This window comes from Pseudomonas sp. FW300-N1A1 (assembly GCF_058789115.1).
On sequence record NZ_JBYTBK010000028.1, the window covers coordinates 14,069 to 38,291 of the forward strand.

The following is a 24,223-nucleotide window of genomic DNA, read 5'->3' on the forward strand; positions in this document are numbered from 1 at the left end:
ACAAAACGTTATTAGACCCCTCGGCAGGGCAATGCTAAAAAAGAAAGTGCACGGCATTCAATCAGCATGAAGCGGGTTGAGTCACAACGTGCACTGCATCTCCATTTGCTTAAATGGAACCGCCCAACATTGAGCTGGGCAACGATCAATGAGTCTGATGCCGCCCTCTGGGTCAATTGCTGCGCCTCTGGCCAACTGCTCGCGCAACCGTGCATAGGGCTCATTGATCACTTTTTCTCCCGCAACCTCCAAAATCCGACACGCCATCGCTTATTGCATGGGGCGGGATGAATTGTGCCCGTTAGAATGCCCCCACTGGACAATGAGGCGGTGGCGGCAGATGCGCAGAGAAATTGGTTACTGGAATCGGGACGGTCGGGAGTTGTTCTATTACCTGGAGTTCAACCCGCACACGGCGGAGTTTTTTCTCACCTGTGAACACACCCCGCGCGAGGGTGCCATGAGCATCAGGTCGGTGCCCCTCAGCGAGGCCCGTGGCGAGCGTTACTACGACGATGCCGTGATGATCATCAAGGAAGAGCTGTTCAAGGATTACCGGATCCAGGCGCACGCTTGATCGCTCAAACGTGCGGATTACGATTTTTCGCTCAGGCGATCAGGTCAACCTTGCCGCTCGCCAAGCGGTAGATCCCGCCCACGATTTTCAACTTGCCACTGGCGAGGGCGTCACCGAGCACGGCCGATGTGCTTTTCAGTTGGTCGACCGAGTCCTTGACGTTTTGCACGGTTGCGTTGTGCAGCAGGTCGCCCGGTTCTTTCAGGACTTTGTTGATCGTGGGCTGGAGGGCGAGTGTCAGTGTCTGAATCTTGCCGGGGTATACCGTGTGGTCTTTGGCGGTTTTGATCCCGGCGATCATGGCCCCGCAACTCTCGTGGCCCAACACCAGAATCAACGGCGCGCCCAGCGCCAGTACCGAGTACTCAAGGCTGGCCAGTCCTTCGTCGGTGACAAAGTTGCCGGCGACCCGAACGGCAAACAGATCGCCGCGGGCCGTATCGAATGCGTATTCGGGGGCGATGCGCGAATCTGCGCAACTCAGGACTGCAACGAACGGGTTCTGGCCGGACACCAGGGCTTCGCGCTCCGCCTTGAAGTCGTGGGTGGTGGAGGCACCGCGAATGTATCGCTCGTTACCTTCCATCAGGCGTTGCAGGGCCTGGTCGGGGCTGAGGGCGTTTTGCGGCTTGGGTGGCGCGACGTTTTCTTCTGCGCCCTTGGCCAGCCTGGCGGGGAGGGCGCCGGCCAGCAGCAGGGCACCTGCGCCCAGACCTGCGAGCCTCAGAAAATGGCGGCGATCGTGGGTGTTGGGGCCAGGCGTTGATTCAGGGGATGGGCACATGGCATATGGACTCGGTTCATGGGGAAGAATGACTGGCACAGGGGCAAGTACTGCCCTGAGCCCCGGGTACCGCCATGTGCAAGTCTAGAGGGTTTGCCGGGTTAGCATTGCGCCCCGGCGATTGGGCGATCAACGGCGATGTGGTGAGGCAGAACCCGCTCAAAAAATGCGATGCCGCTATCACTTTGCGTTTAATTCTTTCGCCTGTGTCAGCTTCGGCTACGCTGTCTGAGTGAGTCAGAACCCCATAAACGGACCTGTGGAGCCATCTCATGCTTTCTCTCAGCGAGCTTCGTCACATCCTGGAGTCAGGCTTTCACCCGCTCTCTTGCACCTGCACCGCCAATTCCGACGGGGCGTTGAAGATCACCGTCTTTGAACCCCGATCCGGGCGTATCGAACTCCTGCTCACCGGGGTGTCGACGGCACGCCTGACCAGTGTTCGCGATGTCTCCAACTTCGTGGGTGAGTTGCGAACCGAATTGAGAGCGGGGCGTAGAGCCTTTGCCGGTTGAGTCGTGCAGGCCACAAGCACTTCACCGCCGCGCCATTTCTCGAACCGTTCGACCCTGAGCACCCGCTCCGGCGTGGGGCAGGGTTGTCTATATTCTCTTGAACCTGGGTTTCAGCCCTGTCTGCTGTCCCGGCTGTAGTCTGCCCGCACGGCGTTTGTCAGGCACCTGGTGCCGACGGTTGCATCCTGCGAGTGGCGGCGTTATCAAGGGAGTGGCACTTTCGGCATTCTGAATGGGAGGCAATCGCCATGTCACTCAATAAACCCGAGCAGGAACTGCGGCAGGATCTCCAGGACATTGCGTCCGAGTTGCGCTGGTCCGCCGTGGAGATGAAAGCCATTGCCGCGCGACTCAACGAGTCCGGCAATTCGGTTGACGCCCAGGCGTTGCTGCGGATGTGCGAGTTGTTCGAGCGCACCGACGCGCGATTGGGCAGTTTCGCCGGTGAGGTCAAGGCGCACAAAATCAGCCTCAAGTAGGTCCGGGCGGTCGGCAGTAGTCACCCTCGACGCCATCGCGGGCCCGCCCGCGCCCGCAGAAAATCACCTTCGAACTACTATTACTTTTGCCGAGGCCGGACAAATTCGATAAAGTTAACCATCAGGTCAACTTTTTTCAGCTTGTCAGCCCTTCGCATCGTCAGGAAGGGTTTCTGTATGACCTGAGATTTCCCAGAACACCATAATGACATGGACGGATTTCATAGCCGTCCAGAGGATGATCCATGTCCAACCGTGATATATCCCGGCGCTCCTTCCTGCAGGGCGGATTGATCGCTGGCGTCAGCGTGACGCTGACTCCGCTCAGCACCCAGGCATTGGCCGCCCTGATGGAAAACAGCGTGACCGTCCCGTCCGAGCAATGGCTTGGCAACAACGGCAAGGCACGCATGCGCAATGACTCACTGTCCAAGGTGTGCGGCAGCAAGGTATTTGCCCGCGACATCCGCGCCAAGGACATGCCGGGCTGGCCGCAACAGCAAGGCCACGCGATGCTGCTCAAGACTATTCGTGCCGACCGCATCTACGAAGGTTTCGACCTGTCGTTGCTGGGCGCCGAATTGCAGCCTGACCGCATCGTCACTGCGCAGGACCTGGACAAGGACGGCATCGTATTTCCGGAAGAACACGCCCCCGATCCGCTGCTGCCGCCCGGCCAGGTACCGATGTTCATCGGCCACCCGGTGGCGATCCTGATCTGGAACGATTTCGAACGTTACCGCCAGGCCAAGAACACGCTCAAGTTCAACGACAAGGCCATCCGTTACGGCGCCCAGGCTCCTCTGTATACCCGTGACCCCTACGGCAGTTTCCGCTACGTGCGCGTGGGCGGGGCGACCTCGGCCGATGAAGACGAATTCGCCAGCCTGAAAGACTCGATCCTGTTCCCGATGATTCGCGAGCGGCGTCCGGTCTGGAACGCCCAACCCAATCTGCATGGCAACCTGACCGAGCGCGGCCTGTTTTATGCCGACCGCATGAAGCAGCAGTTGGAAACCCCACCGGAAGGCTGGATGGTGTTTGACGAGCGCTACAAGACGCCGTCCATCGAGCCGGCCGCGCTGGAGCCGGACAACGGCAACGGCTGGTACGACCCGGCGACCAAGACCCTGCATTTCGTGGTGGCCACCCAGTGCCCACTGGAGACTGCGAGTGAAACGGCGAAGATGATCGCACCGTCGCGTTTCGGCCTGAGCACGCTGAACATGCACCCGGGCTACACCGTCGGTTACGGCTCCAAGGACCACAACATCTTTGTCTACTACGCAGCCCTGGCGGCGTTGTACGGCGCCGGTGTGCCGGTACGCCTGGCCAACGATCGCTACGAGCAGTTCCAGAGCGGCATCAAGCGTCACCCGTTCGACATCCGCTACCAGTTGGCGGTGGACAAAAAGGATCACAGCTTCAAGATCTTCCGTGCCGACATGACCGTCGACGGCGGTGGCCGGATCAACTACAGCCCGTCGGTGGCCGCCGTGGGCGCCACCGCCGCGCAGTCGATCTACTACATGCCGCAGAACGACCTGCAGGTCACCGCGTATCACTCCCGTGCTGTCGAGGCCGGTTCCATGCGTGGTTATGGCACCCTGCAAAGCATGGCGGCCACCGAGATGATGGTGGATGAAATTGCCGATCGCCTGGGAATCGATGCCATCGACCTGCGCAAGAAAAACGTGCTGCTGTCGGGGATGAAAAACACCCAGGGCGCGGTGCCGGCCGGTGCCTTGCGCCTGAACGAGATTCTCGAAAAGGCGGCGGGCAATGAGCTCTGGAAAAACCGTCACGCGCTGAAAAAGCAGGAAGACGCCAAGGACCCGGATAACTGGTACGGGGTGGGTTTCGCCATCTGCCAGAAAGACTTCGGCACAGGCTCCGAAGCGCCGATGGCCAGCGTCGAGTTCACCGCTGAAGGTCATGTCACCCTGCGCCATATCGGTATCGAGATCGGCACCGGCATGTCCACGTCCCAGGCCCTGGTGGTCGCCGACTTCCTCGGCAACCCGGCCAGTGAAGTGAAGACCGGTGAGACCGAGTGGAAAGAGTTGCAGCTGACCAGCAGCGGCAACCCCTACATCATGAGTCAGGCCGAGCAGGACACTGTGCTGCGCAACCCGCGCTGGGTCGGCAAGATCGCCTCGGCGTCCTCGGCCACCAACTCGGCTTACTACTTCAGCCACGCCACCCGTGAAGCGGCCCGCGTGCTGTTCAACCACGGCCTGTGGCCGGCGGCCATGGAAATCTGGCGCCAGGGCCCGTTCGGCGGCCAGGCCAACCCTTATGTGGTCCGTCGTGAAGACGCCCACTGGGTCGATGGCAAGCTGACCGCCAATGGCATGGAACCGCTGCCGTTCGCCGTGCTGGCCAAGCATGCCCACGAGCGTGGCCTGGTGACCGGTGCGACCGTGCACGGCTTCAATCGCTGGAGTTGGGCCGAGGCCGAGTTCAGCATCAACGGCGTGCGCGAGCGCCTGCCGCTGGATGCCCTGGCCGTGAAATACGGTACCGGTGCGCCGAAGGCCAAGCTGGCGCAGATGACCAGCGCCGGCTTCCACCTGCTGGACCGGCAGAACGTCGCGTATCCGGCGACGCAGTTGAACAACGCGGCCGTGACCTACTACAGCCCCGTTGCCACTTTGGTGGAACTGAAAGTGAACAAGGGGTCGGGCGAGGTGCGCGTCCTCAACCACCATTCCTGGCTCGAATGTGGCCGGGTGCTGGTGCCTGAGCTGGTCAAGGGCCAGATCGAAGGCGGGGTCGCCATGGGCATCGGCCACGCGTTGCTGGAAGAGATGCCGCTGTACGAAGGCGGGCCGGGGGAGGGTGACTGGAACTTCAACCGCTATCGCTTGCCCATGGCCAAGGATGTCGCGGTCTGGACGCAGACGTCGGAGATTCTCCCGCCCCTGTCGCCAAGCGACCCGTCCAAGGGCATTGCCGAGGTGGTGATGATTCCGGTGGTGGGCGCTATCGCCAACGCCGTGGCTCACGCTATCGGCAAACGTGTCCGTGACCTGCCTATCACTCCAGCGCGCATCAAGGAGGCCCTCAATGGCTAACCGTCCGCTTCAAATGACCCTCAATGGTCAAACCGTCGGTCCCGTCGAGGTCCCTGAAGATCTGCCGATGATCGACTACCTGCACGAATACCGTAACCTCACCGGTTCACGCCTGGGCTGTGGCCAGGGCATCTGTCACGCCTGTGTGGTGATCGTCGACAACCCCGACGGCACCAGCGAGGAAGTGCGCACCTGCATCACCGGCGCCCACTACTTCGAAGGCAAGAAAATCCGCACCATCGAGGGCCACGCGAGCCGCGATGAAGCGGGCAAGGTCACCGAACTGAACCCGATTCAGCAACGCTTTGTCGACGAGTTCGCCTTCCAGTGCAGCTACTGCGCACCAGGTTTCGTCAACGCGGCGACCGTGCTGGTGGAAAAACTGCAGCGCCAGCCGATCAAGAAGAGCCAGCTGGAAGCGGTGATCGAGGACAGCCTCGGTCACCATATCTGCCGCTGCACCGGGTACGTGCGTTACTACAGCGCCACGCGCAACGTGCTGACCGATCTCGGCCTGGTCAAGGAGGGTTAAGCATGAAGCGACTACTTTCCGGCCTGGGTACCGCCGTGGGTCTTGCGGTTTCGCTGATGGCGATCCAGCAGGCCCAGGCGGCCGATCAGCAGCAGATCAAGCAGGGTGAATACCTGGCGCGGGCAGCCGATTGCATGGCCTGCCACACCGCGCCCGGTGGCGCACCCTATGCCGGTGGCCTGCCCATCGTGTCGCCGTTCGGCACCATCTACGGCACCAACATCACCCCGGACAAGGAGCACGGCATCGGCCTGTACAGCGATGACGAGTTCTTCGCCGCGCTGACGGAAGGCAAGCGTCGTGATGGCGCCAACCTGTACCCGGCGATGCCGTACACCTCGTATCACTTGATGCCCCGTGCCGACTCCGATGCGATTCATGCTTATCTGCAGACTTTCGAGCCGATCAACCGTGCCGCACCGGTCACCAGCCTGAGTTTCCCGTTCAACGTGCGTCTGGGCCTGACCGGCTGGAACATGCTCTACGGCAAGGACGTGAAGCTTGAGTCGACTGAAGGTAAAAGCGAGGCGTTCAAGCGCGGGCAGTACATGGTCGATGTGCTCGGTCACTGTGGTGAATGCCACACGCCGCGTGGCTTGCCTGGCGCCATGCAGCAGGACAAACGCATGACCGGCGGCCTGCTCAATGGCTACTTGGCGCCCAGCCTGCTGGCCAATGACCTGGCGGCCCGTGGCTGGACCCATCAGGACCTGAGCTCGTTCCTCAAGCATGGCATGAGCGCCCAGGGCACGATGTTCAACGAGATGTTCCCGGTGTTCCACAACAGCACCCAGAACCTCAGTGATCCGGACCTGGCGGCCATGGCCACCTTCCTGCTGGGCGACCAGCCTCCCCAGGCCAAGGTGCTGACCACGGTGGCATTGGACAAGATGACCGAAAGCGCCCAGCGCGGCCGTCAAAGCTACCTGAACGTCTGCGCCGGTTGCCACGGTGTCGAGGGCGAAGGCAAGCCGCACATCGCCGTGGCCATGCAGGGCAACACCACCCTGCGCCTGGAAGACCCGCGCAACCTGTTGCGCGTCATCGACGACGGGATTGGCGAGCAGCAGTTCTCGGGTTTCGAGCGCATGCAGCCGATGCCGGGTTTTGTCGACAAGTTGAGCGTGCAACAGACCACCGATCTGATCAACTACCTGCGTCAGGCCTGGGGCGGTCAACCGGCAGACCTGGTGATCAGCCAGATCGAGCAACTCAAGGCTGAGGCTCCGCCAGAGCACAAGGCGCACTGACATGCAGCATCTTGACCTGCAGGTGATACGGCGCGCGCTGGCCTGGTCCAGCGCGGGCCAGTGCGTGTGGTTGTGCAGCGTCCTCGGTACCTATGGCTCGGCGCCCCGTGCGCCGGGCTCGATGCTGGCGGTCAACGACAGCGGTCATTGGATTGGCTCGCTGTCGGGTGGCTGCGTCGAGGACGACTTTCTGGAACGCATGGCCGAAGGGCTGTTCAACGACGCCGTCGCGGTGGTGCGCTACGGCGAGACGGATGACCCGCGCTCCCAGGTGAGACTGCCCTGTGGCGGGCTGCTCGATGTGCTGGTGGAGAAGCTTGAGCCGGACTGTGAGGTGCAGGCTCATCTGCGCGAACTGGAGTCCGCGCTGCTGGGGCAACGTCGCTTGATTCGTGAGGTCCACTTGCACAGCGGCGCTCGCAGCCTGCTGGTTGACCGCGAGCATGGGCCGCGTATCGAACGTGAAATCGACCGTGTACGGTTGCGCGTCGGTGCGGCTCAACGGCTGTTGCTCGCCGGTTATTCCAGCGTGGCGCAGGCCTGTGCCGAGTTCGGGGTGGGCCTGGGTTTCGAAGTGATTCTGTGCGACCCGCGCGATGAGGTGCTCGAAGGGGTGGTCCTGGAGAACGTCGAGATTCGCCGTCAACTGCCCTCGGTGTTCATTGCCGACGGCGGCTGCCACAGCGACACGGCGGTGGTGGCGCTGACCCACGATCCGCGTATCGACGACCTGGCCATGATGGAAGCCGTGCGCACCGACGCGTTCTACATCGGTGTGATGGGCTCCCTGCAAACCTCGCAGAAACGCTTCGAGCGTCTGCGCCGCATCGGTGGTCTGGGGGACGCTGAACTGGCGCGCATTCACGCGCCCATCGGGCTTAACCTGGGCAGCAAGACGCCCGCGGAGATCGCCTTGGCGGTGCTCGCCGATATTGTGCGGATTCGCAGCGGTATTGCCCGGGACCGGCTCTGACGCCAGGTGTTGACGCGCAGTGATCGACCCCTGGTGAGTTCCGGCCTGAAGCTTCAGGTCGGAACGCTTAGCGGAACCTTGGCAGTGGGCGCTCAACGGGTTTGAGCGAGGTCAAGGCGCTCTGGATCAGCGGCGTGTCTTTCTCGATATCCAGCAGACGGTCGCGGATTCTCACGGCGGTCGGGTGGCCGTCATGTTTGTCTACCCAGTCGGCAATTTCCTTGCAGGCAGCGGTCAGGCGCGTCTGGCGTGAGTCGAGCAGGGTCAGCAAGGTGGTGATGGACTCTTTTTCGGACATGACAAACACCTCCATAGTCGAGAAGGTTGCAAGGGTTCGATGACAGGCCCGTGCCTGCGAGCCTGCCGCCGGTCAAGGCGCCGATCCTTCAGCTCAGTTCATTATAGCCCCTGCCATTGAACGTCGGTCACATTGCCCGGGGCCTACGTTTCAGCCTTGGCGCGCGACCCGCGAGCTGACCCGGTTGAGGCGCCGGCACTCGTTCAGGGCGTCTTCCTGGCGATCATAGCCGTCGCCGATGAACCCGCCGCGAGTACGGGTATCGGCAATCCTGTACCAGACCTCCGCAACCGGAGGCGGATGGGGCACTTCCCCGGCTCGGCGCCCCTGGACGATGATCTTGTTGCAGCGCTTCACAACGAAAATGTCTTCCATGGCGTCACCGGGGTGATTTGTATTCCCATCAACTATAGATCGCGGTGGCCAAGGTGCAAAAACAACGCGTGTCGTTCGTCGCATGGGTCACGACAGTCACGGCTGGTGGACGTTGTGCAGGCACCACCCGTCAGGTGTCCAGGCCAGGGTATGGGAGGGCTGGAGTGCGTTGATGAATCCGGCGTCATGGGAGACGGCGATGATCGCACCGGAAAACCCGCGCAGGGCCTGCTCAAGGGCCTGTACCGAAGCAAGGTCCAGGTGGTTGGTCGGCTCATCGAGCAACAGCAACTGCGCCGGGTTCTCGCGCCATGCCGCAACGGCAAGGGCGGCCTTGAGTCGCTCGCCACCGCTGAGCAAGCGGGTCGGTATGGTCACGCGCACAGCGTCCAGTTGCAGGTGGGCCAGGCGGCTGCGCACCGCGCCCTCTGACAATGGCGTGTCCTGCAGGTTTAACTGCTCGATCACAGAGCGTTGTGGGTCCAGTTGTTCAAGGTGTTGATCCAGATAGGCACTCGGCACGTGGGTCAGGCACTGCCCGCTGACAGGCTTGCAGTGGGCCGCGAGCATTTTCAGCAGGGTGGATTTTCCACAACCGTTCGGCCCGCTGACGGCAACGCGCACAGGGCCGGCGAGTGAAAGTGTGAGCCAGGTGCCCGGCGCCTTGGCTGGCAGCCATGGCAATTGCGCATCGACCAGTGTGAGTACTTGCCTGCCGGTCGGTATGGCGCTTGCGGGCAGAGGAATCAGCACAGGTTCGGCGGGCGCAACCCGTGTACGGGCTTCGCGTACCTGAGCATCCATCGCGCTTTTACAGGCCTGATGTGCCTTGTGCACATTGCCCATGAACTCGGTGGCCGAGCCTTTCATCGTGGCACGTTCAAAGCGTGAGACGTTGGCGGTGTCGGCGTTTCTGCGTGATCCGGCGGCGCGCCGTTGAAGGGTGTCGTGCTCGCGCTGCAAGCGTTTTTGCTCACGACTGCGCAGTGCGCGGGCGTGATCAAGGGCTGATCGCGCCGCGTCTTGCTCGATGTCCCGCTGCGTGAGATACGCCTCATGGTTGCCGCCAAACACCTGCACCCCCCGTTCACTGAGTTCGACGATGCGTTCAAGGCTGTTGAGCAGGGTTCGGTCATGGCTGATCACAATCAAGCCACCGCGCCAGGCAGCCAAGCGGCCCATCAGCCAGCGGCGACCGTCCGCGTCCAGGTGGTTGGTCGGCTCATCCAGCACCAGCATCTCGGCCTGGCTGAGGAGTGCGCCGATCAGCGCGATGCGCGCACGTTGACCACCGCTCAAGGTGTTCACGGGGTGTTGTGGGGTCAGCACGGACAGACCGGCTTCATCGAGCATTGCACGTAGACGATCGTGCATGTCCCAGCGCTCGGCCACCTGTTCAAGGTCCCGCGCGTCGGCCGTGCCGTCGGCCAGCCGCTCGAGGGCATCGAGTACCTGCGCGACGCCCGCTGCCTGAGCGACGTTTTGCTCAGCCATGACACGTGGCTCTTGTGCCACATAGGCAACGCTGGCGTGACGAATGAGGTTTCCCGAGGTGGGTTGCAACTCACCGGCAATCAATCGGGCCAGCACGGATTTGCCACTGCCATTACGACCGACGATGCCGGTGGGGCACTGATCCAGGCGCAGGGTGAGGGCGTCGAACAGGGTCTGGCCATTGGCAAATTGATAGGTGAGCCGGTTCAGGATGACCAGCGCAGGTGGATGCGTGACGTGAGTCATGGCACCTCCAGAAAATGTCGGAAAGACCAGCACGGGACCTGGGCTGCATAGGGCCGCGTGCTGCGAATACATTTTTGAAAGGCTTAGTTGTTCACGTCGAACGATCGTCCCGGGAAGAGGAAAGGTGCATAGCCTATCCCAGGCGCGGATGCCCTTACAAGCTACAGGTCTATTGTCCGGTGCAGGATCAGGCCAGCACCGCCACGGCCTTGATCTGCGCCCAGAGCTGCTGCCCGGGATGCACCTGCAAGTGATCGCGCGAATACCGGGTGATACGCGCCAGCAACGGCGTGCCGCCAGCGTCCAGGCGCACCAGGACATGGGCGGTGTTGTCGGCGGCAATTTCACTGATGACCGTGACCGGCAAGCGATTGAGGATGCTGCTCTGTTCGCCACCCGCAAGGCTCAGGCTGACATCCCGGGCCTGCACCTTGAAGCGCAGCTGTTTGCCCACGGCCAGGGGCAGGTGGGCCACGCGCACATTCAACAGGCTACGGGGCAGTTGCAGGGTCAACAGTTGGTAGTCGACGTTGTAGTCAGTCACCTGGCCGTCGATCACCACGCCCGCGTCGTCGCCCTGTGCCAGTGGCAGGTCGAGCCGCGCCAGGGTTTCGCCGACCGGTCCGCTGGCCAGGGCCTTGCCGGCGCTCAGCAGCACAATGTGATCGGCCAGGCGCGCGACTTCGTCCTGGGAATGGCTGACGTACAACACCGGTATTTCCAGTTCGTCGTGCAACCGTTCGAGGTACGGCAGGATCTCGCTTTTGCGCTGTGAGTCCAGCGCGGCCAGGGGCTCGTCCATCAACAGTAACCGGGGGCTGGTGAGCAACGCGCGGGCGATACCGACGCGTTGCCGCTCCCCGCCGGAGAGGTGCTGCGGATGGCGATCGAGCAGATGGCCGATGCCCAATAGTTCGGTGGCGTGGTGCAGGTCGACGTGCCGTTGCTGGCGTGAAATTCGCCGCAGGCCAAACTCCAGGTTGGCCCGGACCGACAGATGGGGAAACAGGCTGGCTTCCTGAAACACGTAGCCCAGCGCCCGTTTGTGGGGGGCCACAAAGTGCTTCTTGCGACTGTCCTGCCAGACCTCGTCGTTGATCTGGATAAAGCCATGCTCGGCTCGTTCCAGGCCGGCGATGCAGCGCAGGCAGGTGGTCTTGCCCGAGCCGGAATGACCGTACAGCGCCGTGACGCCACGGCCGGGCAGGTCCAGGTCGACGTCCAGGGTGAAGTCCGGGTAGCGAAGATACAGTCGCGCGTGAATCCCAGCAGTCATCGATCAGCTCCAGCCGGCCTTGGTTTTGCGGCTTGAATACAGTGCCAGCAGCACCAGGAATGAAAACACCAGCATCGCCCCGGCCAGCCAGTGGGCCTGGGTGTATTCCATGGCTTCGACGTGGTCGTAGATCTGTACCGAGACCACGCGGGTCTTGTCGGGGATGTTGCCGCCGATCATCAGCACCACGCCAAATTCTCCGACGGTGTGGGCGAAGCCGAGAATGGCCGCGGTGACAAAACCAGGCCGGGCCAAGGGCAGGACCACACTGAAAAAGGTGTCCCAGGGATTGGCGCGCAAGGTGGCGGCCACTTCCAGGGGCCGGGGGCCGATGGCCGAGAAGGCGTTTTGCAACGGCTGGACGACAAAGGGCATCGAGTAAATCACCGAGCCGATCACCAGCCCGGTAAAGCTGAAGGTCAAGGTGCCCAGCCCCAGCGACTGGGTGAGCTGGCCAATGAACCCGTTGGGGCCGAGGGTCAGCAGCAGGTAGAAGCCGATCACCGTCGGCGGCAGCACCAGGGGCAGGGCGACGATCGCCCCGATGGGGCCGCGCAGCCAGGACCGGGTGCGCGACAGCCACAACGCAATCGGAGTACCGATGATCAGCAAAATCACCGTGGTCAGGGACGCGAGCTTGAAGGTCAGCCAGATCGCGGCAAGGTCGGCACTCGATAGCGTCATTTAAAGTTGATAACCGTAGGATTTGATAATGGCAGCGGCTTTCGGACCCTTGAGGTAGTCAACCAGTGCCTTGGCGGCCGGGTTGTCCTTGCCTTTGTTGAGGATCACCGCGTCCTGCTTGATCGGGTCGTGCATGTCGGCGGGCACGATCCACGCCGAGCCGCCGGTGACTTTGCCGTCTTTATAGATCTGCGACAAGGCGACGAAGCCCACTTCGGCGTTACCGGTGGAGACGAACTGAAAGGCCTGGGTGATGCTCTGGCCTTCGACAATCTTGTCCTTGACCTTGTCGGTCAGGCCCAGCCTGGCCAGCACTTGCGTAGCGGCGAGGCCGTAAGGGGCGGCTTTCGGGTTGGCGATGGACAGGTGTTGGTACTGGTTGCTGGTCAGCACGTTGCCCTTGGCGTCGACATAACCGTCCTTGGCCGACCACAACGCCAGGGTGCCGATGGCGTAGGTGAAGCGCGAGCCTTTGACGATATCGCCTTCCTGCTCAAGTTTTTGCGGGGTGCTGTCGTCTGCCGAGAGGAACACTTCGAACGGCGCGCCATTCTTGATCTGGGTGTAGAACTGCCCCGTGGCGCCATAGGCGGCGACCAATTTATGCCCGGTATCTTTTTCGAAGTCGGCGGCAATGGCCTGGATCGGCGCGGTGAAGTTCGCGGCGACGGCGACCTGGACTTCGTTGGCCTGGGCCGAGTTCAAGGTGAACACGGCGAGCAAGGAGGCCAGGCAAACCGAGGCAAAACCTGAGACACGAATAGTCATGAAGCGGCTCCGAAGGACGAGAGAGGTGGGCAGTGTGTGGTTGTGATTCGACTGCGCTGGGGCTGAGGCTTAACGCTATATATAAAAATATACAGCGAAAGAACTGCGAGCGGAACTCGTCAACGGCTCATGAGTGAAAAATTGTATACAGTTTTCTGACGGGGGGACTTTCAACGGCATCTGCAGAAGGGGTGATCGTTCCCGTCCGGGAACGATCATCGAGGCGCCGAGTTCAGCGGCGCCCCAGCAAGGCTAGGGCTTCATCCGCCAGGCGTCGGGTCAGTTCGCCAGCGGACAGCTCCACACCCAGGCGTAGCGCCTGCCCGGCCCACAGGGTGCTGAAGTCTGCCTCGTCCTTGGCGCGCAGCGGCAGCAAGGCACCGCCAGCCAACGGGAACGCCGGAGCCTGCGGACAAATCGGGCCGAGCTCGCGCATGATCCGATTGATGATCCCCCGCGCCGGGCGCCCGGTGAAAATGTTGGTGACTGCCGTTTCGCTCTCCCTGGCGCTGCGCAAGGCCCGGTGGTGCGAGGCGCTGACCTGGGCTTGCGGCGTGAACAGGTACGCGGTGCCCAGTTGCACCGCCGAGGCGCCCAGGGCGAACGCGGCGGCGATCCCCCGTGCATCGCCAATACCACCGGCGGCGATAACGGGCACGCGGACGGCATCGACGACTTGCGGCACCAGGGCAAAGGTGCCGACCTGAGTGCTCAAGTCATCGCTGAGAAACATCCCGCGATGGCCGCCGGCCTCGTAACCCATGGCGATGATCGCATCGCAGCCATGTTGCTCAAGCCAGACGGCCTCAGCCACTGTCGTCGCGGACGACAGCACCTTGGCGCCGGTGGCCTTGACCCGGTCGAGCAGGGATTTTTCCGGCAGGCCGAAGTGGAAGCTCACCACTTCGGGGCGAAATTCCTCGACCACCTCGCAGGCGGCCTCATCGAACGGTGCCCGGTTGGACACCGGTGTCGGCGCCTCGAAATCAGCACCCAGTTCACGGTAGTAGGGTTCCAGTAGCTGCTTCCATTGGCGGGTGCGCGACTCGTCGGCAACGGGTGGCTGATGGCAGAAGAAGTTCACATTCAATGGATGCGTGCTGTGTTGGCGTATCGTGGTGAGCGCCTCGCGTAACTGCCCGGTGCTCAGCATGGCCGCGGGCATCGAGCCCAGGGCCCCGGCGTTGCAGGCTGCAATCACCATGTCCGGGCCGGTCGCGCCGGCCATGGGCGCCTGGATGATCGGCAACTCGATGCCGAGCAGATCAACAATACGGGTGTCAGGCCATTGGCTCATCAGCAGTGTGCTCCTGCATGGAAAAGGTGAATGGGGGGCGGCGGTTGCGGTTCAATCGGTTCGTCAGCGATGAGAGCTGTCACCCTCTGAGAGGGCATCGATGTCGTTCAAACGGGCCGGGCGACGCGCCGCTTGTCCGCGATAGCGGTGGCTCAGCCACTATCAAGGATGACCGTGCAGGCGTCGGCGACTCTGGCCCAGAAGGCAAAAATCATAGCCCTGGCATGTGCCATCGGTCATGGCTTTTTTCTGCCGTGGCTGCGAAGGTGCTGATCTGGACTCACCCCACGGCGACCCATCCAATCAGGAGACAGTGATGTTCAAAGGCATTTTGATTGAGAACGATAACGGCGCGTACCAGGCCAATTTGCGAGAGATCGACGACGATCAGTTGCCCGAGGGCAATGTCACGGTGCGTGTGGCGTACAGCACCCTGAACTTCAAGGATGGGCTGGCGATTACCGGTTCAAGCCCTGTGGTGCGCAGATTTCCGATGGTTCCCGGGATCGACCTGGCCGGCACGGTGGAGGTCAGCGAGCATCCGGACTTCAAGGTTGGCGACAAAGTACTGCTCAATGGCTGGGGCGTGGGGGAAGGGCACTGGGGTGGGCTGGCACAGAAGGCACGGCTTGCGGGTGACTGGTTGATTCCCTTGCCGCGTGCCTTCACCGAAGCCCAGGCCATGGCCATTGGTACGGCCGGCTATACCGCGATGTTGTGCATCCTGGCGCTGGAACGCAACGGCGTGACCCCGGACCAGGGTGAAGTATTGGTGACCGGGGCCAACGGTGGTGTCGGCAGTTTCGCCATCGCCCTGTTGTCCGCGCTGGGCTACCAGGTGGTCGCTTGCACCGGTCGCCCCTCGGAGCATGCCTACCTCAAGCAGTTGGGCGCCCGCGAGATCATCGACCGCGCCAGCCTGTCGGGCCCCGGCAAGCCGCTGGCCAAGGAGCGTTGGGCGGCGGTGGTCGACTCGGTGGGCAGTCATACTCTGGCCAATGCCTGTGCCAGCACCCGGGCCAATGGTACGGTGGCGGCGTGCGGACTGGCCCAGGGCATGGACTTTCCGGGCTCCGTCGCGCCCTTTATCCTGCGCGGCATTACCCTGGCCGGAATCAACAGCGTGACTCAGCCCAAGGCCCGGCGCATTGAAGCCTGGGACCGACTGGCCAGGGACCTGGACCTGGGGTTGCTGTCACTGATCAGTCACGAAATCGCCCTCAGCGACGCCATCGACCTTGCGCCACGGCTGCTGGCCGGTGAGGTGCGCGGGCGCGTGGTGGTGGATGTGAATCGTTAATCAAGGAGGAGGTGTTCATGGGCGTCAAACAACTGGAAGTACAGCCGTTTCGTGTGGCCGGATTGCGCGTGCGTACGCTCAATGCGGCAGAGCAACAGGCGTCAACCGCCAGGATCGGCCCGATGTGGCAACGCTTTTTCAGCGAAGGCCTGTACGACAAGATCGCCGGCAAGACGGCGGATTCGTGGGTGTATGGCGTGTACAGCCAATATGAGTCGGACGCGGGCGGGGCGTTTGACGTGCTGGCGGGAGTGGCCGTCAGTGAAGCCCCGGCCGATTACCACAGCCTTGAAGTGCAGGGTGGCCAGTACCTGGTGTTCGATGCCAAGGGGCCGATGCCAGGCAGTGTGATCGAGGCCTGGGGGCGGGTGTGGGCGTATTTCGATGAGCATCCGCAGGTTCAGCGCCGGTTTACCACCGACTTCGAGGCCTACACCGGTCCCGACAGCGTGGCCGTGCACATCGGCATTTTCTAAGGCTGGCTTTCCCGCGCCAGCAACTGACGCTTGCGCTCCACCCCCCAGCGATAGCCCGACAGGTCGCCATCGCTGCGTACTACCCGGTGGCACGGTATCGCCACCGCCAGGTTGTTGGCCCCGCACGCCTGGGCCACGGCGCGGAACGCCTTGGGCGCACCGATACGCCGGGCAATCTCGGCGTAACTGGCAGTGCTGCCCACCGGGATCTCCCGCAACGCCCTCCAGACCCGCTCCTGAAATGCTGTGCCACGCACATCCAGCGGCAGGTCCAGGCCCAGGGCGGGGGCTTCGATGAAACCCACCACCTTGGCAATCAGTTGCTCGAAATCCGGGTCCGCGCCGATCAGGTTGGCTTGCCGGAACTTGTCTTGCAGGTCGCGAACCAGGACGCCGGGATCGTCGCCAAGGAGAATCGCGCACACCCCGCGCTCGCTCTGTGCCACCACGATCGCCCCGAGCGAGCATTGGCCGACGGCAAAGCGAATGTCAGTGTTCTGGCCCGCGGCGCGGTAAGTGCCAGGGGTCATGCCGAGCATCTGATCGGCGGACTCGTAGAAGCGACTGTTGGAGTTGAACCCGGCGTCGTACAGCGCATCCGTCACCGAGCCCGCCACCTCGAGCCGTTCGCGAACCCGGCGGGAGCGCTGGGCCGTGGCATAGCCCTTGGGCGTCAGGCCGGTCACGGCCTTGAACACGCGGTGGAAATGAAAGGGACTCATGCGCGCGTTGTGTGCCAGTTCGCCGAGGCTGGGCACCGTGTCGGCGGATTCTATCTGTCGGCAGGCCGCGGCGACCAGGGTGGCGTGCTGGCTGGCAACCAGGGTTTGATCCGCCGCAGCGCGTTTGCTGGGGCGATAACCCGCGGCCAGGGCTTGCTCCTCGGTGTCGAAGAACACTACGTTCTGCGGTTTCGGCAAGCGCGCCAGGCTACTGGGGCGGCAATAGATGCCGGTGGTTTTTACCCCATAGACAAACTGACCGTCGGCGCGCGGGTCGCGAGCCAGGACGGCGGCCCAGCGGGGGTCTTGTTCGGTGGCGTGCCTGGCGGTGGTCATGGTGCGTTACCTTTTGAAGATTCAGGCCAGCTTGCCCGGTCTGAAGGCCGAAGGCACTCCGCGGCTTGCGGTCGAATTCCAGGCATCAGCCCGCGCGGCGGAAGGTGAAGTTGATCCGCTGTGCGCCCAGTTGTGGATGATGCCCCTCGTTGAGCGGCAACACGCCGTGATAGCGCAAGCGGTCCACGCCGCCCCAGACCACGATGTCCCCGTGAAACAGTGGCACTCGCCGGCTTTTGTCACTGCGTTTTAAACCACCGAACAGAAAGATCGCCGGCAGACCCAGGGAGACCGACACGATAGGCGCAGCATAGGACCGTTCGTCTTTGTCCTGGTGCAAGGACATTTTCGCACCGGGCAGGTATCGGTTGATCAGGCAGGCATCGGGCATAAAGTCGCTGAAGCCGGCTGCCATCGCTGCGGCCTGCGCCAGTTCCCGGAAGACCGCAGGCATTTCTGGCCAAGGCTGGTCGCTGAGCGGGTCGAGGCGGGTATAGCGGTAGCCACTGCGATCGGTGGTCCAGCCCAGCGTGCCGCAACTGCTCAAGGCAACCGACATGGTGAAACCACCCGGTGTGGCCATGTTTCGAAACGGTGCTTGCAGCAGCACAGGCTCCAGTGCGGGAAGTAAACGCGCCACCCAGGGCAAGGCAAAGCCACGCAGTACGTATGACTGTTCGCCAATCTGCTCGGTCCGCGCCGGTTGGCGGTCTTCGCCGGCAAACAGGTCGAGGGTCGAAGGGAGGCTGTGATCACTGTGCATCGTGGAAAATCACTCCAAGGGTATGCCGCTCACCGCTGTGCAGGCGACTGACGCCATGGCGCATGTTCACCCGGTAGTCGCCACGAACGCCCTGCACCGGGCGCTGGCTCACCGCAAATATCAGTGCATCGCCCTGTTCAAGGCTCATCACCATGGGCCGTGATTGCATCCTGGGGCGCTGCTCGGTGAGCACGAACTCGCCACCCGTGAAGTCTACACCGGGTACTGACAACAGAATCGCCACCTGCAGGGGAAACACCTGCTCACCGTACAGGTCCTGATGCAGGCAGTTGTAGTCCCCCGGACCGTATTGCAGCAATAAAGGCGTAGGACGCTGCTGGCCCGCAGCATGGCAGCGCTGCAAGAACGCGCTGTGCGCCGTGGGAAAGCGGCCGGGCAGGCCCATGCGTTCATGCCAGCGATTGGCCAATGGCACCAGCCGGGTGTACAGCGCCCCGCGTAATTGCTCGACGAGTGCGGGCAGGGGGTAGCTGAAGTAATGGTACTCGCCACGCCCGAAACCGTGCCTGGCCATCACCACGTGAGCGCGGAAATGCATTGGCTCGGCGTACAGCAATGCGAGGTCCCGGCATTGCCGGGCCGTGAGCAGGCTCTTGAGGATGGCGCAGCCGTCCTGGTCGAGGGTGTGCTCGAGGGCGGGCCAGGGGAGAGTAGCGATACGCTCGACCAGCGACGGCCCGGCTGTCGCAGGGGCGGCGTGGCGGTCGTGGTGGCGCGGGGAAGTGGACATGACTGTTTCCTGAACCCGGGTCGAGGATTACCAGTCTGGACGGCTCAAGTGCAGGTGACACTCCGGTGCTTGCGGTCGAACTCCGGAGTGCTTGCCAGGCCGGTCGGCGACCTTACAGCGCCTTGCTCACACTGATGTCGGTGATGACGTCTGCGCTGTCGCCATGGATGGCGGCCAATGCGGCCCTGGCTTCGTCTTCAGTGCCCTTGACCAGTTGGGCGAACTCGAACCGGCGCTCGCCGTTGAGTTTGTACTTGATGACGTACTTGGTGGTTTGAGTCACGAGCGTACCTGTGTGTCACAGTGTATATAGGGGATCAGCTGAGTTTCGAGCTGGACCGACGAATGATCTTGATCGAGTGCGTCAGCGTCGGCTTGCGGGTCACACTGATCGGCCGGCGGTTGACCGTGTCGATGGTGATGTTCCAGAAACCGGTGCTCGGCGCGGTGATTTTCGCCGGGAAAGTGTCGAATGCGCCACCGTGGTAGGTGTGGCGTCCGCCATTTTTGAAACTGCGAAAGTTGGCGTCGTTCATCAGGCGGATATTGCAGGTTTGGGAGCATTGGATGACGACGATGTCATCTTCGTTGAGGTGCTCGCGCTGGTGGATAAATTTCATGGGGCGCCTCCAGAAGGGCTTTTTCTACAAAATCAAAACGATAGCATGGGCGATGACGCAGTTTATCAGCCTCGACGCCCGAAAAGCGGGCTCTTGGGCCCGGGTTTGACAATTAAAAACGGTTATCCGTGATTAATTACGCAATAAAGCGCTGCACTCCGGAGAAATTCGGTATTTGTGCTGTCGGAGGGTCTTTATTGGAGGATTTGTATGAAGCGGGGCGTTTTGTTGCTGGCATTGGCGATGAGTGGTTGTGCGACAGTCTCGGACATCAATCAGACGCTGCCCACCATGAATGTGATTTCAGGAAAGAAACCACAAGAATATGCCGCCTGTGTTGCCGACAAACTGGCCACCAGCCGTGGCGCGGTGCAGATCGAACCGCACAAGGATGGCGTGCAGGTCATCGTGCCTGGAAAACTCTCCGCCGATCCGGCCGCGGTGTTTGATATCGACGCGCGCTCCGGCGGCAGCAGCATCAAGCTCCATGAGAGCCTGTCCAACGTGCCGATGCGCCCTGGCGATATCGGCAAGGCGGCCAACGAGTGCATTTCCGGCTAGCCCGCACCGTCTATTACCCAAGCCCGGCCCCGCCACCGTAGAAGGTGCGGGGCCGGGCTTTTTCATTTCTGACCTGCTCGAACCCACGTCCGCGTTGTGATGGGCGGATCAATCACCTACTCTTTATACGCTTATGCAATGTAGGCCTAAGCATATAACTAGAAGAATGGAGTTCGAGATGCTATTCAACCGGATGATGTTGAGCAGCCTGATGCTCATGGCGGCCAGCGGTGCCATGGCTGCCGATGGTCAGAAAATTTTCACCCAGGGCGGCGCACAGCCGGGGGCAACCGCCTGTTTTGCCTGCCATGGCGCGGATGGTATGGGAATGCCGGCAGCCGGCTTTCCTCGATTGGCAGGGTTGCCCGCGGAGTACCTGCGCAAGCAACTGAATGATTTTCGCGGTGGTTCGCGGGGCAGCGCGGTGATGCAGCCTTTGGCCAAAGCCCTGACCGACGATGAGATCCAGGCCGTTTCCAACGCGTTGGCGGCCATGCCAGCGCCTGAAACTCCCTTGGCCACGCGCGATGCCGTGCCGAAAAACGTGGGGCAAACCCTGGCGCTGCGCGGTGCCTGGGGCCGGCAGATTCCCGAATGCGTGATGTGCCATGGCCCGGGTGGCGTCGGCGTCGGTAGCGCCTTCCCGCCATTGGCCGGGCAATCGGCGAGCTATCTGGTGGCGCAATTGAACGCCTGGCGCGATGGCACCCGGCACAACGACCCGAATGACTTGATGGGTCACATTGCCAAAGCCTTGACACCGGACGAGATCACCGCAGTCGCCGATTATTTCGCGACCTTGGGCAGCCAGGAGGCCAAGCCATGAAATTCCTTTCTTTCGTGCCACTGTCCCTGGCGTTGATGAGCGCCAACCTGTACGCCGCGCAGACGGTCATGGACGACCAGTCCGAGCTGAAAACCCCGGCAGCGGATGCCGGCAATACCTCCTATTTCCAACCGCCGGCCGAACACGAGTTGCCGGACAACGCCTTTGGCAAACTGGTGCGCCAGGGCCACAGTCTGTTTGTCGACACCCGGCGCCAGGCACCGGCGTATGTCGGCAATGGCCTCAATTGCAGCAACTGTCACCTTGACCAGGGACGCTTGCCCAACTCCGCGCCACTGTGGGGGGCCTATCCGATGTACCCGGCGTATCGGAAGAAGAACGACAAGGTCAACACCTTTGCCGAGCGCCTGCAGGGGTGCTTCCAGTTCAGCATGAACGGCAAGCCGCCACCGGCCGACGGGCCGGAGATTACCGCGTTGTCGGCCTATGCCTACTGGCTGGCAACCAAGGCGCCGCTCGGTGTCGAGTCACCGGGGCGCGGCTACCCTGAGGTCGCCCAGCCAGCCAAGGGCTATGACCTCGCCCAAGGGGCGCAGGTCTACAAGGCGCAGTGTGCGATTTGCCATGGCGATACCGGGCAAGGACAGAAAGTCGGCGAGGACTATGTCATGCCGCCCCTGTGGGGCAAGGACTCCTACAACTGGGGGGCTGGCATGCACCGCATCAATACCGCGGCGTCGTTCATTCAATACAACATGCCATTGGGCAAGGGAAAGAGCCTGAGCGATCAGCAGGCCTGGGATGTAGCGGCGTTCATCAACAGCCATGAGCGGCCGCAGGATCCGCGCCTGGTCGATGGCTCCATCGAGAAAACCCGCGTGAAGTTCCATGCCAACGATGGGGTCAATCTCTACGGGCAAACGGTGGATGGGGTGCTGATCGGGCAAGGGATCCGATAAACTGTCGTCTATCGACACAATGCCGCTCTTGGACGTAATGCTGTTCAGTTAAGAAACGTTTGAAGCGAGTGAGAGACCCGTGGCGAGCGAGCTTGCTCGCGCTGGGGGGCGCGAAGCGCCCCCCAGCAAAGCGACTGCGGTCTTTCAGAACGAACTCGGCGATCGTTTTTGGGGCTGCTGTGCAGCCCAGCGCGAGCAAGCTCGCTCGCCACGGGGGATGTATTGAGCAACCCTATCCCTAACTGAACAGCATTGCGCTCTTGAGCGGCATTGTCATTTCTGGAGCAGTCAATGAAACGCGAGCAAGTCAGAGAGCGGCATGCAGAGGGTCACATCTCTGCCACCCATGTGATTCAGAATCCGGCGAACCCGGGGGAATGGATCGTTTTTTTCAAGAAAAGCGCAGGGCGCAGTTTTTTCCTGGTGGATGACAATGACGAGGTCGAGTCCTTCAGTCGGCTGGATGACCTGATTGAGACCGTGCGCGGCCTCGGGATCAAGTTCGCCGAAATACACATGTGATGAGTCAACGCGCTTTGCAGGCTACTTGCACACCACCACGACACTGCGGCTTTTGAAGTTGCCGACGTCAGCACCGAGGGTCTTTTCACTTTCGTCGAGGGCCGGCGTACCCTCCGTGCCCACTATCCGGTAGCCGGTGCCGGCACAGGATGCATCGGCTTTCTCGTAGCATTTGGCCCAGGAATTGGCTTCGCCCGAACAGTCAATCGCCAGGCCTTGCTGGCCATCGTCCAGGTAGATTTTTGAGGTGCTGGCGCATCCGCCCAGGAGCAGTACCGCCATCAGCGTCAGGTATTTTTTCATGGGTGGCAGCCATCAGTCAGAAGGGGCGCAGTTGCCCTGGGCAAGAATGCTACAGCCCATGGCGATCAGGCTACAGACACGCACAAAAAAACCTGCGGGCGGCAGGTTTTTTGGCGCAGGTAAGTTGTTACTCAGGCTTGGCGCCACGGCGCTTGGGTGCCGGCGGGGTATCCTGCAGCACGGAGGCCACTTCAATCGCCATGGCTTGCGAGGGGAAAGGCCCGGCGATGTTTTCGCCACTGGCGCTGTCGACCCACCACTGGCCATCTTTGGCCTGGTTGATCAGGTAACCGTTCACACTTTTTGCTGCCGACATCTATCTGCCTCGTTGGCTGGTTCAATAGCGCAATGATAGCCGATAGCAGCAAACGTGTCCGAGCCAGTTCCCTGGTCTAAAGTGAAGCCCTCGTGGGGTTGCGCAATGCGCTTGCGGAACTATCTCGCGGAATTTTTCTCTATGATGGCACCGGTTAGCCAGTGCGGGGCATTGTAAGGTGCCCGCCGTCTGATTAGACTGCGCCGAAACTCGTATACACAGCCCTTTCAAGGACTTTTATGATCAAGAAATGCTTGTTCCCAGCAGCCGGTTACGGTACTCGCTTCCTGCCAGCGACTAAAGCCATGCCCAAAGAAATGCTGCCGGTGGTGAACAAGCCACTGATCCAGTACGGCGTCGAAGAAGCACTGGATGCCGGCTTGACCGAAATCTCCATTGTCACCGGCCGTGGCAAGCGCGCCCTGGAAGACCACTTCGACATCAGCTACGAGCTGGAAAACCAGATCAAGGGCACTGACAAAGAGAAATACCTGGTCGGCATCCGCAAGCTGCTGGACGAGTGCTCGTTCTCCTATACCCGTCAAACCGAAATGAAGGGCCTGGGCCACGCGATCCTGACCGGTCGCCCACTGATCGGTGACGAACCCTTCGCCGTGGTACTGGCGGACGACTTGTGCGTCAACCTGGAAGGCGACGGCGTGCTGACCCAGATGGTCAAGCTGTACAAGCAGTACCGCTGCACCATCGTCGCAATCCAGGAAGTAGACCCTCAGGAAACCCAGAAGTACGGTGTGATCGCCGGCGACCTGATCGGTGATGACCTGTACCGCGTGCGCAACATGGTCGAGAAGCCAAAGCCTGAAGATGCCCCGTCCAACCTGGCCATCATCGGTCGCTACATCCTGACACCGGACATCTTCAAACTGATCGAAGAAACCGAGCCAGGCAAAGGCGGCGAGATCCAGATCACCGACGCCCTGATGAAGCAGGCGCAAGACGGTTGCGTGATTGCCTACAAGTTCAAGGGCAAGCGTTTCGACTGCGGTGGCGCTGAAGGCTACATCGAGGCGACCAACTTCTGCTTCGAGCACTTCTACAAGACGGGCAAGGCTTACTGATAGCTGAGTCACCGTCCTGTACTGAAAAGCCACCTTCGGGTGGCTTTTTCATTTTTTGGCCTCAACAAACAGATCGCCGTGCTTGCCCGGCGGACGTCTGCAG

Annotated in this window: 29 protein-coding genes; 14 read left to right on the plus strand and 15 right to left on the minus strand. The window is 61.8% G+C overall.

Annotated elements, in window-relative coordinates:
- The first annotated feature begins 340 nt into the window (after nt 1–340).
- On the plus strand, nt 341–577 hold the full coding sequence (locus AC3WQN_RS18190) for a hypothetical protein (protein WP_103401685.1): 237 nt from the start codon (nt 341–343) through the stop codon (nt 575–577).
- 31 nt (nt 578–608) lie between these two features.
- Here the strand turns inward: AC3WQN_RS18190 and AC3WQN_RS18195 are convergent, their stop codons facing one another.
- Nucleotides 609–1,361: a carbonic anhydrase gene (locus tag AC3WQN_RS18195; RefSeq protein WP_103401686.1), complete on the minus strand. Its 753-nt coding sequence runs from the start codon at nt 1,359–1,361 to the stop codon at nt 609–611.
- 272 nt (nt 1,362–1,633) lie between these two features.
- Between AC3WQN_RS18195 and AC3WQN_RS18200 the strand changes: the two genes are divergently transcribed.
- The 6 genes from AC3WQN_RS18200 to AC3WQN_RS18225 all read left to right on the plus strand — a co-directional run bounded on the left by AC3WQN_RS18200 (nt 1,634) and on the right by AC3WQN_RS18225 (nt 8,187).
- Nucleotides 1,634–1,876 (plus strand): DUF1652 domain-containing protein, encoded by a 243-nt coding sequence (locus tag AC3WQN_RS18200; RefSeq protein WP_103401687.1) that lies wholly within the window; start codon nt 1,634–1,636, stop codon nt 1,874–1,876.
- A gap of 248 nt (nt 1,877–2,124) precedes the next feature.
- Nucleotides 2,125–2,355, plus strand: a complete 231-nt coding sequence (locus tag AC3WQN_RS18205) for a hypothetical protein (protein ID WP_103401688.1) — start codon at nt 2,125–2,127, stop codon at nt 2,353–2,355.
- Nucleotides 2,356–2,600: 245 nt separating this feature from the next.
- On the plus strand, nt 2,601–5,432 hold the full coding sequence (locus tag AC3WQN_RS18210; protein WP_103401689.1) for a xanthine dehydrogenase family protein molybdopterin-binding subunit: 2,832 nt from the start codon (nt 2,601–2,603) through the stop codon (nt 5,430–5,432).
- Entirely contained in the window at nt 5,425–5,964 is a 540-nt protein-coding gene (locus AC3WQN_RS18215; RefSeq protein ID WP_095143511.1) for a (2Fe-2S)-binding protein, read from the plus strand. The genes AC3WQN_RS18210 and AC3WQN_RS18215 overlap by 8 nt, the downstream gene beginning before the upstream one ends.
- 2 nt (nt 5,965–5,966) lie before the next feature.
- A complete protein-coding gene (locus AC3WQN_RS18220; RefSeq protein WP_103401690.1) occupies nt 5,967–7,214 on the plus strand; it encodes a c-type cytochrome in 1,248 nt (415 codons plus the stop codon).
- Between the two features lies 1 nt (nt 7,215).
- Nucleotides 7,216–8,187: an XdhC family protein gene (locus tag AC3WQN_RS18225; RefSeq protein WP_103401691.1), complete on the plus strand. Its 972-nt coding sequence runs from the start codon at nt 7,216–7,218 to the stop codon at nt 8,185–8,187.
- A 67-nt stretch (nt 8,188–8,254) separates the two neighbouring features.
- On the opposite strand, the gene AC3WQN_RS18230 is transcribed toward AC3WQN_RS18225, so the two are convergent.
- The 7 genes from AC3WQN_RS18230 to AC3WQN_RS18260 all read right to left on the minus strand — a co-directional run bounded on the left by AC3WQN_RS18230 (nt 8,255) and on the right by AC3WQN_RS18260 (nt 14,625).
- Nucleotides 8,255–8,485 (minus strand): hypothetical protein, encoded by a 231-nt coding sequence (locus AC3WQN_RS18230; protein WP_095143514.1) that lies wholly within the window; start codon nt 8,483–8,485, stop codon nt 8,255–8,257.
- A 150-nt stretch (nt 8,486–8,635) separates the two neighbouring features.
- On the minus strand, nt 8,636–8,860 hold the full coding sequence (locus tag AC3WQN_RS18235) for a hypothetical protein (RefSeq protein ID WP_103401692.1): 225 nt from the start codon (nt 8,858–8,860) through the stop codon (nt 8,636–8,638).
- Nucleotides 8,861–8,956: 96 nt separating this feature from the next.
- The gene (locus AC3WQN_RS18240) at nt 8,957–10,600 is read right to left on the minus strand and encodes an ABC-F family ATP-binding cassette domain-containing protein (protein ID WP_103401693.1); all 1,644 of its coding nucleotides are present in this window, start codon (nt 10,598–10,600) and stop codon (nt 8,957–8,959) included.
- A gap of 187 nt (nt 10,601–10,787) precedes the next feature.
- A complete protein-coding gene (gene modC, locus AC3WQN_RS18245; RefSeq protein WP_103401694.1) occupies nt 10,788–11,876 on the minus strand; it encodes a molybdenum ABC transporter ATP-binding protein in 1,089 nt (362 codons plus the stop codon).
- 3 nt (nt 11,877–11,879) lie between these two features.
- The gene (gene modB / locus AC3WQN_RS18250; protein ID WP_103401695.1) at nt 11,880–12,560 is read right to left on the minus strand and encodes a molybdate ABC transporter permease subunit; all 681 of its coding nucleotides are present in this window, start codon (nt 12,558–12,560) and stop codon (nt 11,880–11,882) included.
- Nucleotides 12,561–13,328: a molybdate ABC transporter substrate-binding protein gene (gene modA / locus AC3WQN_RS18255; RefSeq protein ID WP_103401696.1), complete on the minus strand. Its 768-nt coding sequence runs from the start codon at nt 13,326–13,328 to the stop codon at nt 12,561–12,563.
- A 232-nt stretch (nt 13,329–13,560) separates the two neighbouring features.
- Nucleotides 13,561–14,625, minus strand: coding sequence for an NAD(P)H-dependent flavin oxidoreductase (locus AC3WQN_RS18260; protein WP_103401697.1), 1,065 nt, complete (start codon nt 14,623–14,625; stop codon nt 13,561–13,563).
- 316 nt (nt 14,626–14,941) lie between these two features.
- On the opposite strand from AC3WQN_RS18260, the gene acuI reads away from it, so the two are divergent.
- Together acuI and AC3WQN_RS18270 are read left to right on the plus strand one after the other, a co-directional pair.
- Entirely contained in the window at nt 14,942–15,925 is a 984-nt protein-coding gene (gene acuI, locus AC3WQN_RS18265; protein ID WP_103401698.1) for an acrylyl-CoA reductase (NADPH), read from the plus strand.
- 17 nt (nt 15,926–15,942) lie between these two features.
- Nucleotides 15,943–16,401: a GyrI-like domain-containing protein gene (locus AC3WQN_RS18270; protein ID WP_103401699.1), complete on the plus strand. Its 459-nt coding sequence runs from the start codon at nt 15,943–15,945 to the stop codon at nt 16,399–16,401.
- On the opposite strand, the gene ada is transcribed toward AC3WQN_RS18270, so the two are convergent.
- The 5 genes from ada to AC3WQN_RS18295 all read right to left on the minus strand — a co-directional run bounded on the left by ada (nt 16,398) and on the right by AC3WQN_RS18295 (nt 19,593).
- The gene (gene ada, locus AC3WQN_RS18275; protein WP_103401700.1) at nt 16,398–17,459 is read right to left on the minus strand and encodes a bifunctional DNA-binding transcriptional regulator/O6-methylguanine-DNA methyltransferase Ada; all 1,062 of its coding nucleotides are present in this window, start codon (nt 17,457–17,459) and stop codon (nt 16,398–16,400) included. The two genes, AC3WQN_RS18270 and ada, sit on opposite strands and share 4 nt — an antisense overlap.
- 85 nt (nt 17,460–17,544) lie before the next feature.
- Nucleotides 17,545–18,222, minus strand: a complete 678-nt coding sequence (gene alkB / locus AC3WQN_RS18280; protein WP_103401701.1) for a DNA oxidative demethylase AlkB — start codon at nt 18,220–18,222, stop codon at nt 17,545–17,547.
- Nucleotides 18,212–18,973, minus strand: a complete 762-nt coding sequence (locus tag AC3WQN_RS18285; RefSeq protein WP_103401702.1) for a 2OG-Fe(II) oxygenase — start codon at nt 18,971–18,973, stop codon at nt 18,212–18,214. The genes alkB and AC3WQN_RS18285 overlap by 11 nt, the downstream gene beginning before the upstream one ends.
- Nucleotides 18,974–19,085: 112 nt before the next feature.
- Nucleotides 19,086–19,256 (minus strand): hypothetical protein, encoded by a 171-nt coding sequence (locus tag AC3WQN_RS18290; protein ID WP_095079213.1) that lies wholly within the window; start codon nt 19,254–19,256, stop codon nt 19,086–19,088.
- A gap of 34 nt (nt 19,257–19,290) precedes the next feature.
- Complete coding sequence (locus AC3WQN_RS18295; RefSeq protein WP_095079212.1) at nt 19,291–19,593, minus strand: DUF1883 domain-containing protein; 303 nt, start codon at nt 19,591–19,593, stop codon at nt 19,291–19,293.
- 210 nt (nt 19,594–19,803) lie between these two features.
- On the opposite strand from AC3WQN_RS18295, the gene AC3WQN_RS18300 reads away from it, so the two are divergent.
- The 4 genes from AC3WQN_RS18300 to AC3WQN_RS18315 all read left to right on the plus strand — a co-directional run bounded on the left by AC3WQN_RS18300 (nt 19,804) and on the right by AC3WQN_RS18315 (nt 22,422).
- Complete coding sequence (locus AC3WQN_RS18300) at nt 19,804–20,154, plus strand: hypothetical protein (RefSeq protein WP_103401703.1); 351 nt, start codon at nt 19,804–19,806, stop codon at nt 20,152–20,154.
- A gap of 178 nt (nt 20,155–20,332) precedes the next feature.
- Nucleotides 20,333–20,980: a c-type cytochrome gene (locus AC3WQN_RS18305; RefSeq protein WP_256587338.1), complete on the plus strand. Its 648-nt coding sequence runs from the start codon at nt 20,333–20,335 to the stop codon at nt 20,978–20,980.
- Nucleotides 20,977–21,900, plus strand: a complete 924-nt coding sequence (locus AC3WQN_RS18310; protein WP_103401705.1) for a c-type cytochrome — start codon at nt 20,977–20,979, stop codon at nt 21,898–21,900. Before AC3WQN_RS18305 ends, AC3WQN_RS18310 begins: the two co-directional genes overlap by 4 nt.
- A 291-nt stretch (nt 21,901–22,191) precedes the next feature.
- Nucleotides 22,192–22,422 (plus strand): hypothetical protein, encoded by a 231-nt coding sequence (locus tag AC3WQN_RS18315; protein WP_007935641.1) that lies wholly within the window; start codon nt 22,192–22,194, stop codon nt 22,420–22,422.
- A gap of 21 nt (nt 22,423–22,443) precedes the next feature.
- On the opposite strand, the gene AC3WQN_RS18320 is transcribed toward AC3WQN_RS18315, so the two are convergent.
- A complete protein-coding gene (locus AC3WQN_RS18320) occupies nt 22,444–22,725 on the minus strand; it encodes a putative periplasmic lipoprotein (RefSeq protein ID WP_095143530.1) in 282 nt (93 codons plus the stop codon).
- A 127-nt stretch (nt 22,726–22,852) separates the two neighbouring features.
- Complete coding sequence (locus AC3WQN_RS18325) at nt 22,853–23,041, minus strand: hypothetical protein (RefSeq protein ID WP_095143531.1); 189 nt, start codon at nt 23,039–23,041, stop codon at nt 22,853–22,855.
- Nucleotides 23,042–23,280: 239 nt separating this feature from the next.
- Here AC3WQN_RS18325 and galU point away from each other — a divergent pair, with 239 nt between their 5' ends.
- On the plus strand, nt 23,281–24,120 hold the full coding sequence (gene galU, locus AC3WQN_RS18330; protein ID WP_095143532.1) for a UTP--glucose-1-phosphate uridylyltransferase GalU: 840 nt from the start codon (nt 23,281–23,283) through the stop codon (nt 24,118–24,120).
- Nucleotides 24,121–24,223 lie beyond the last annotated feature (103 nt).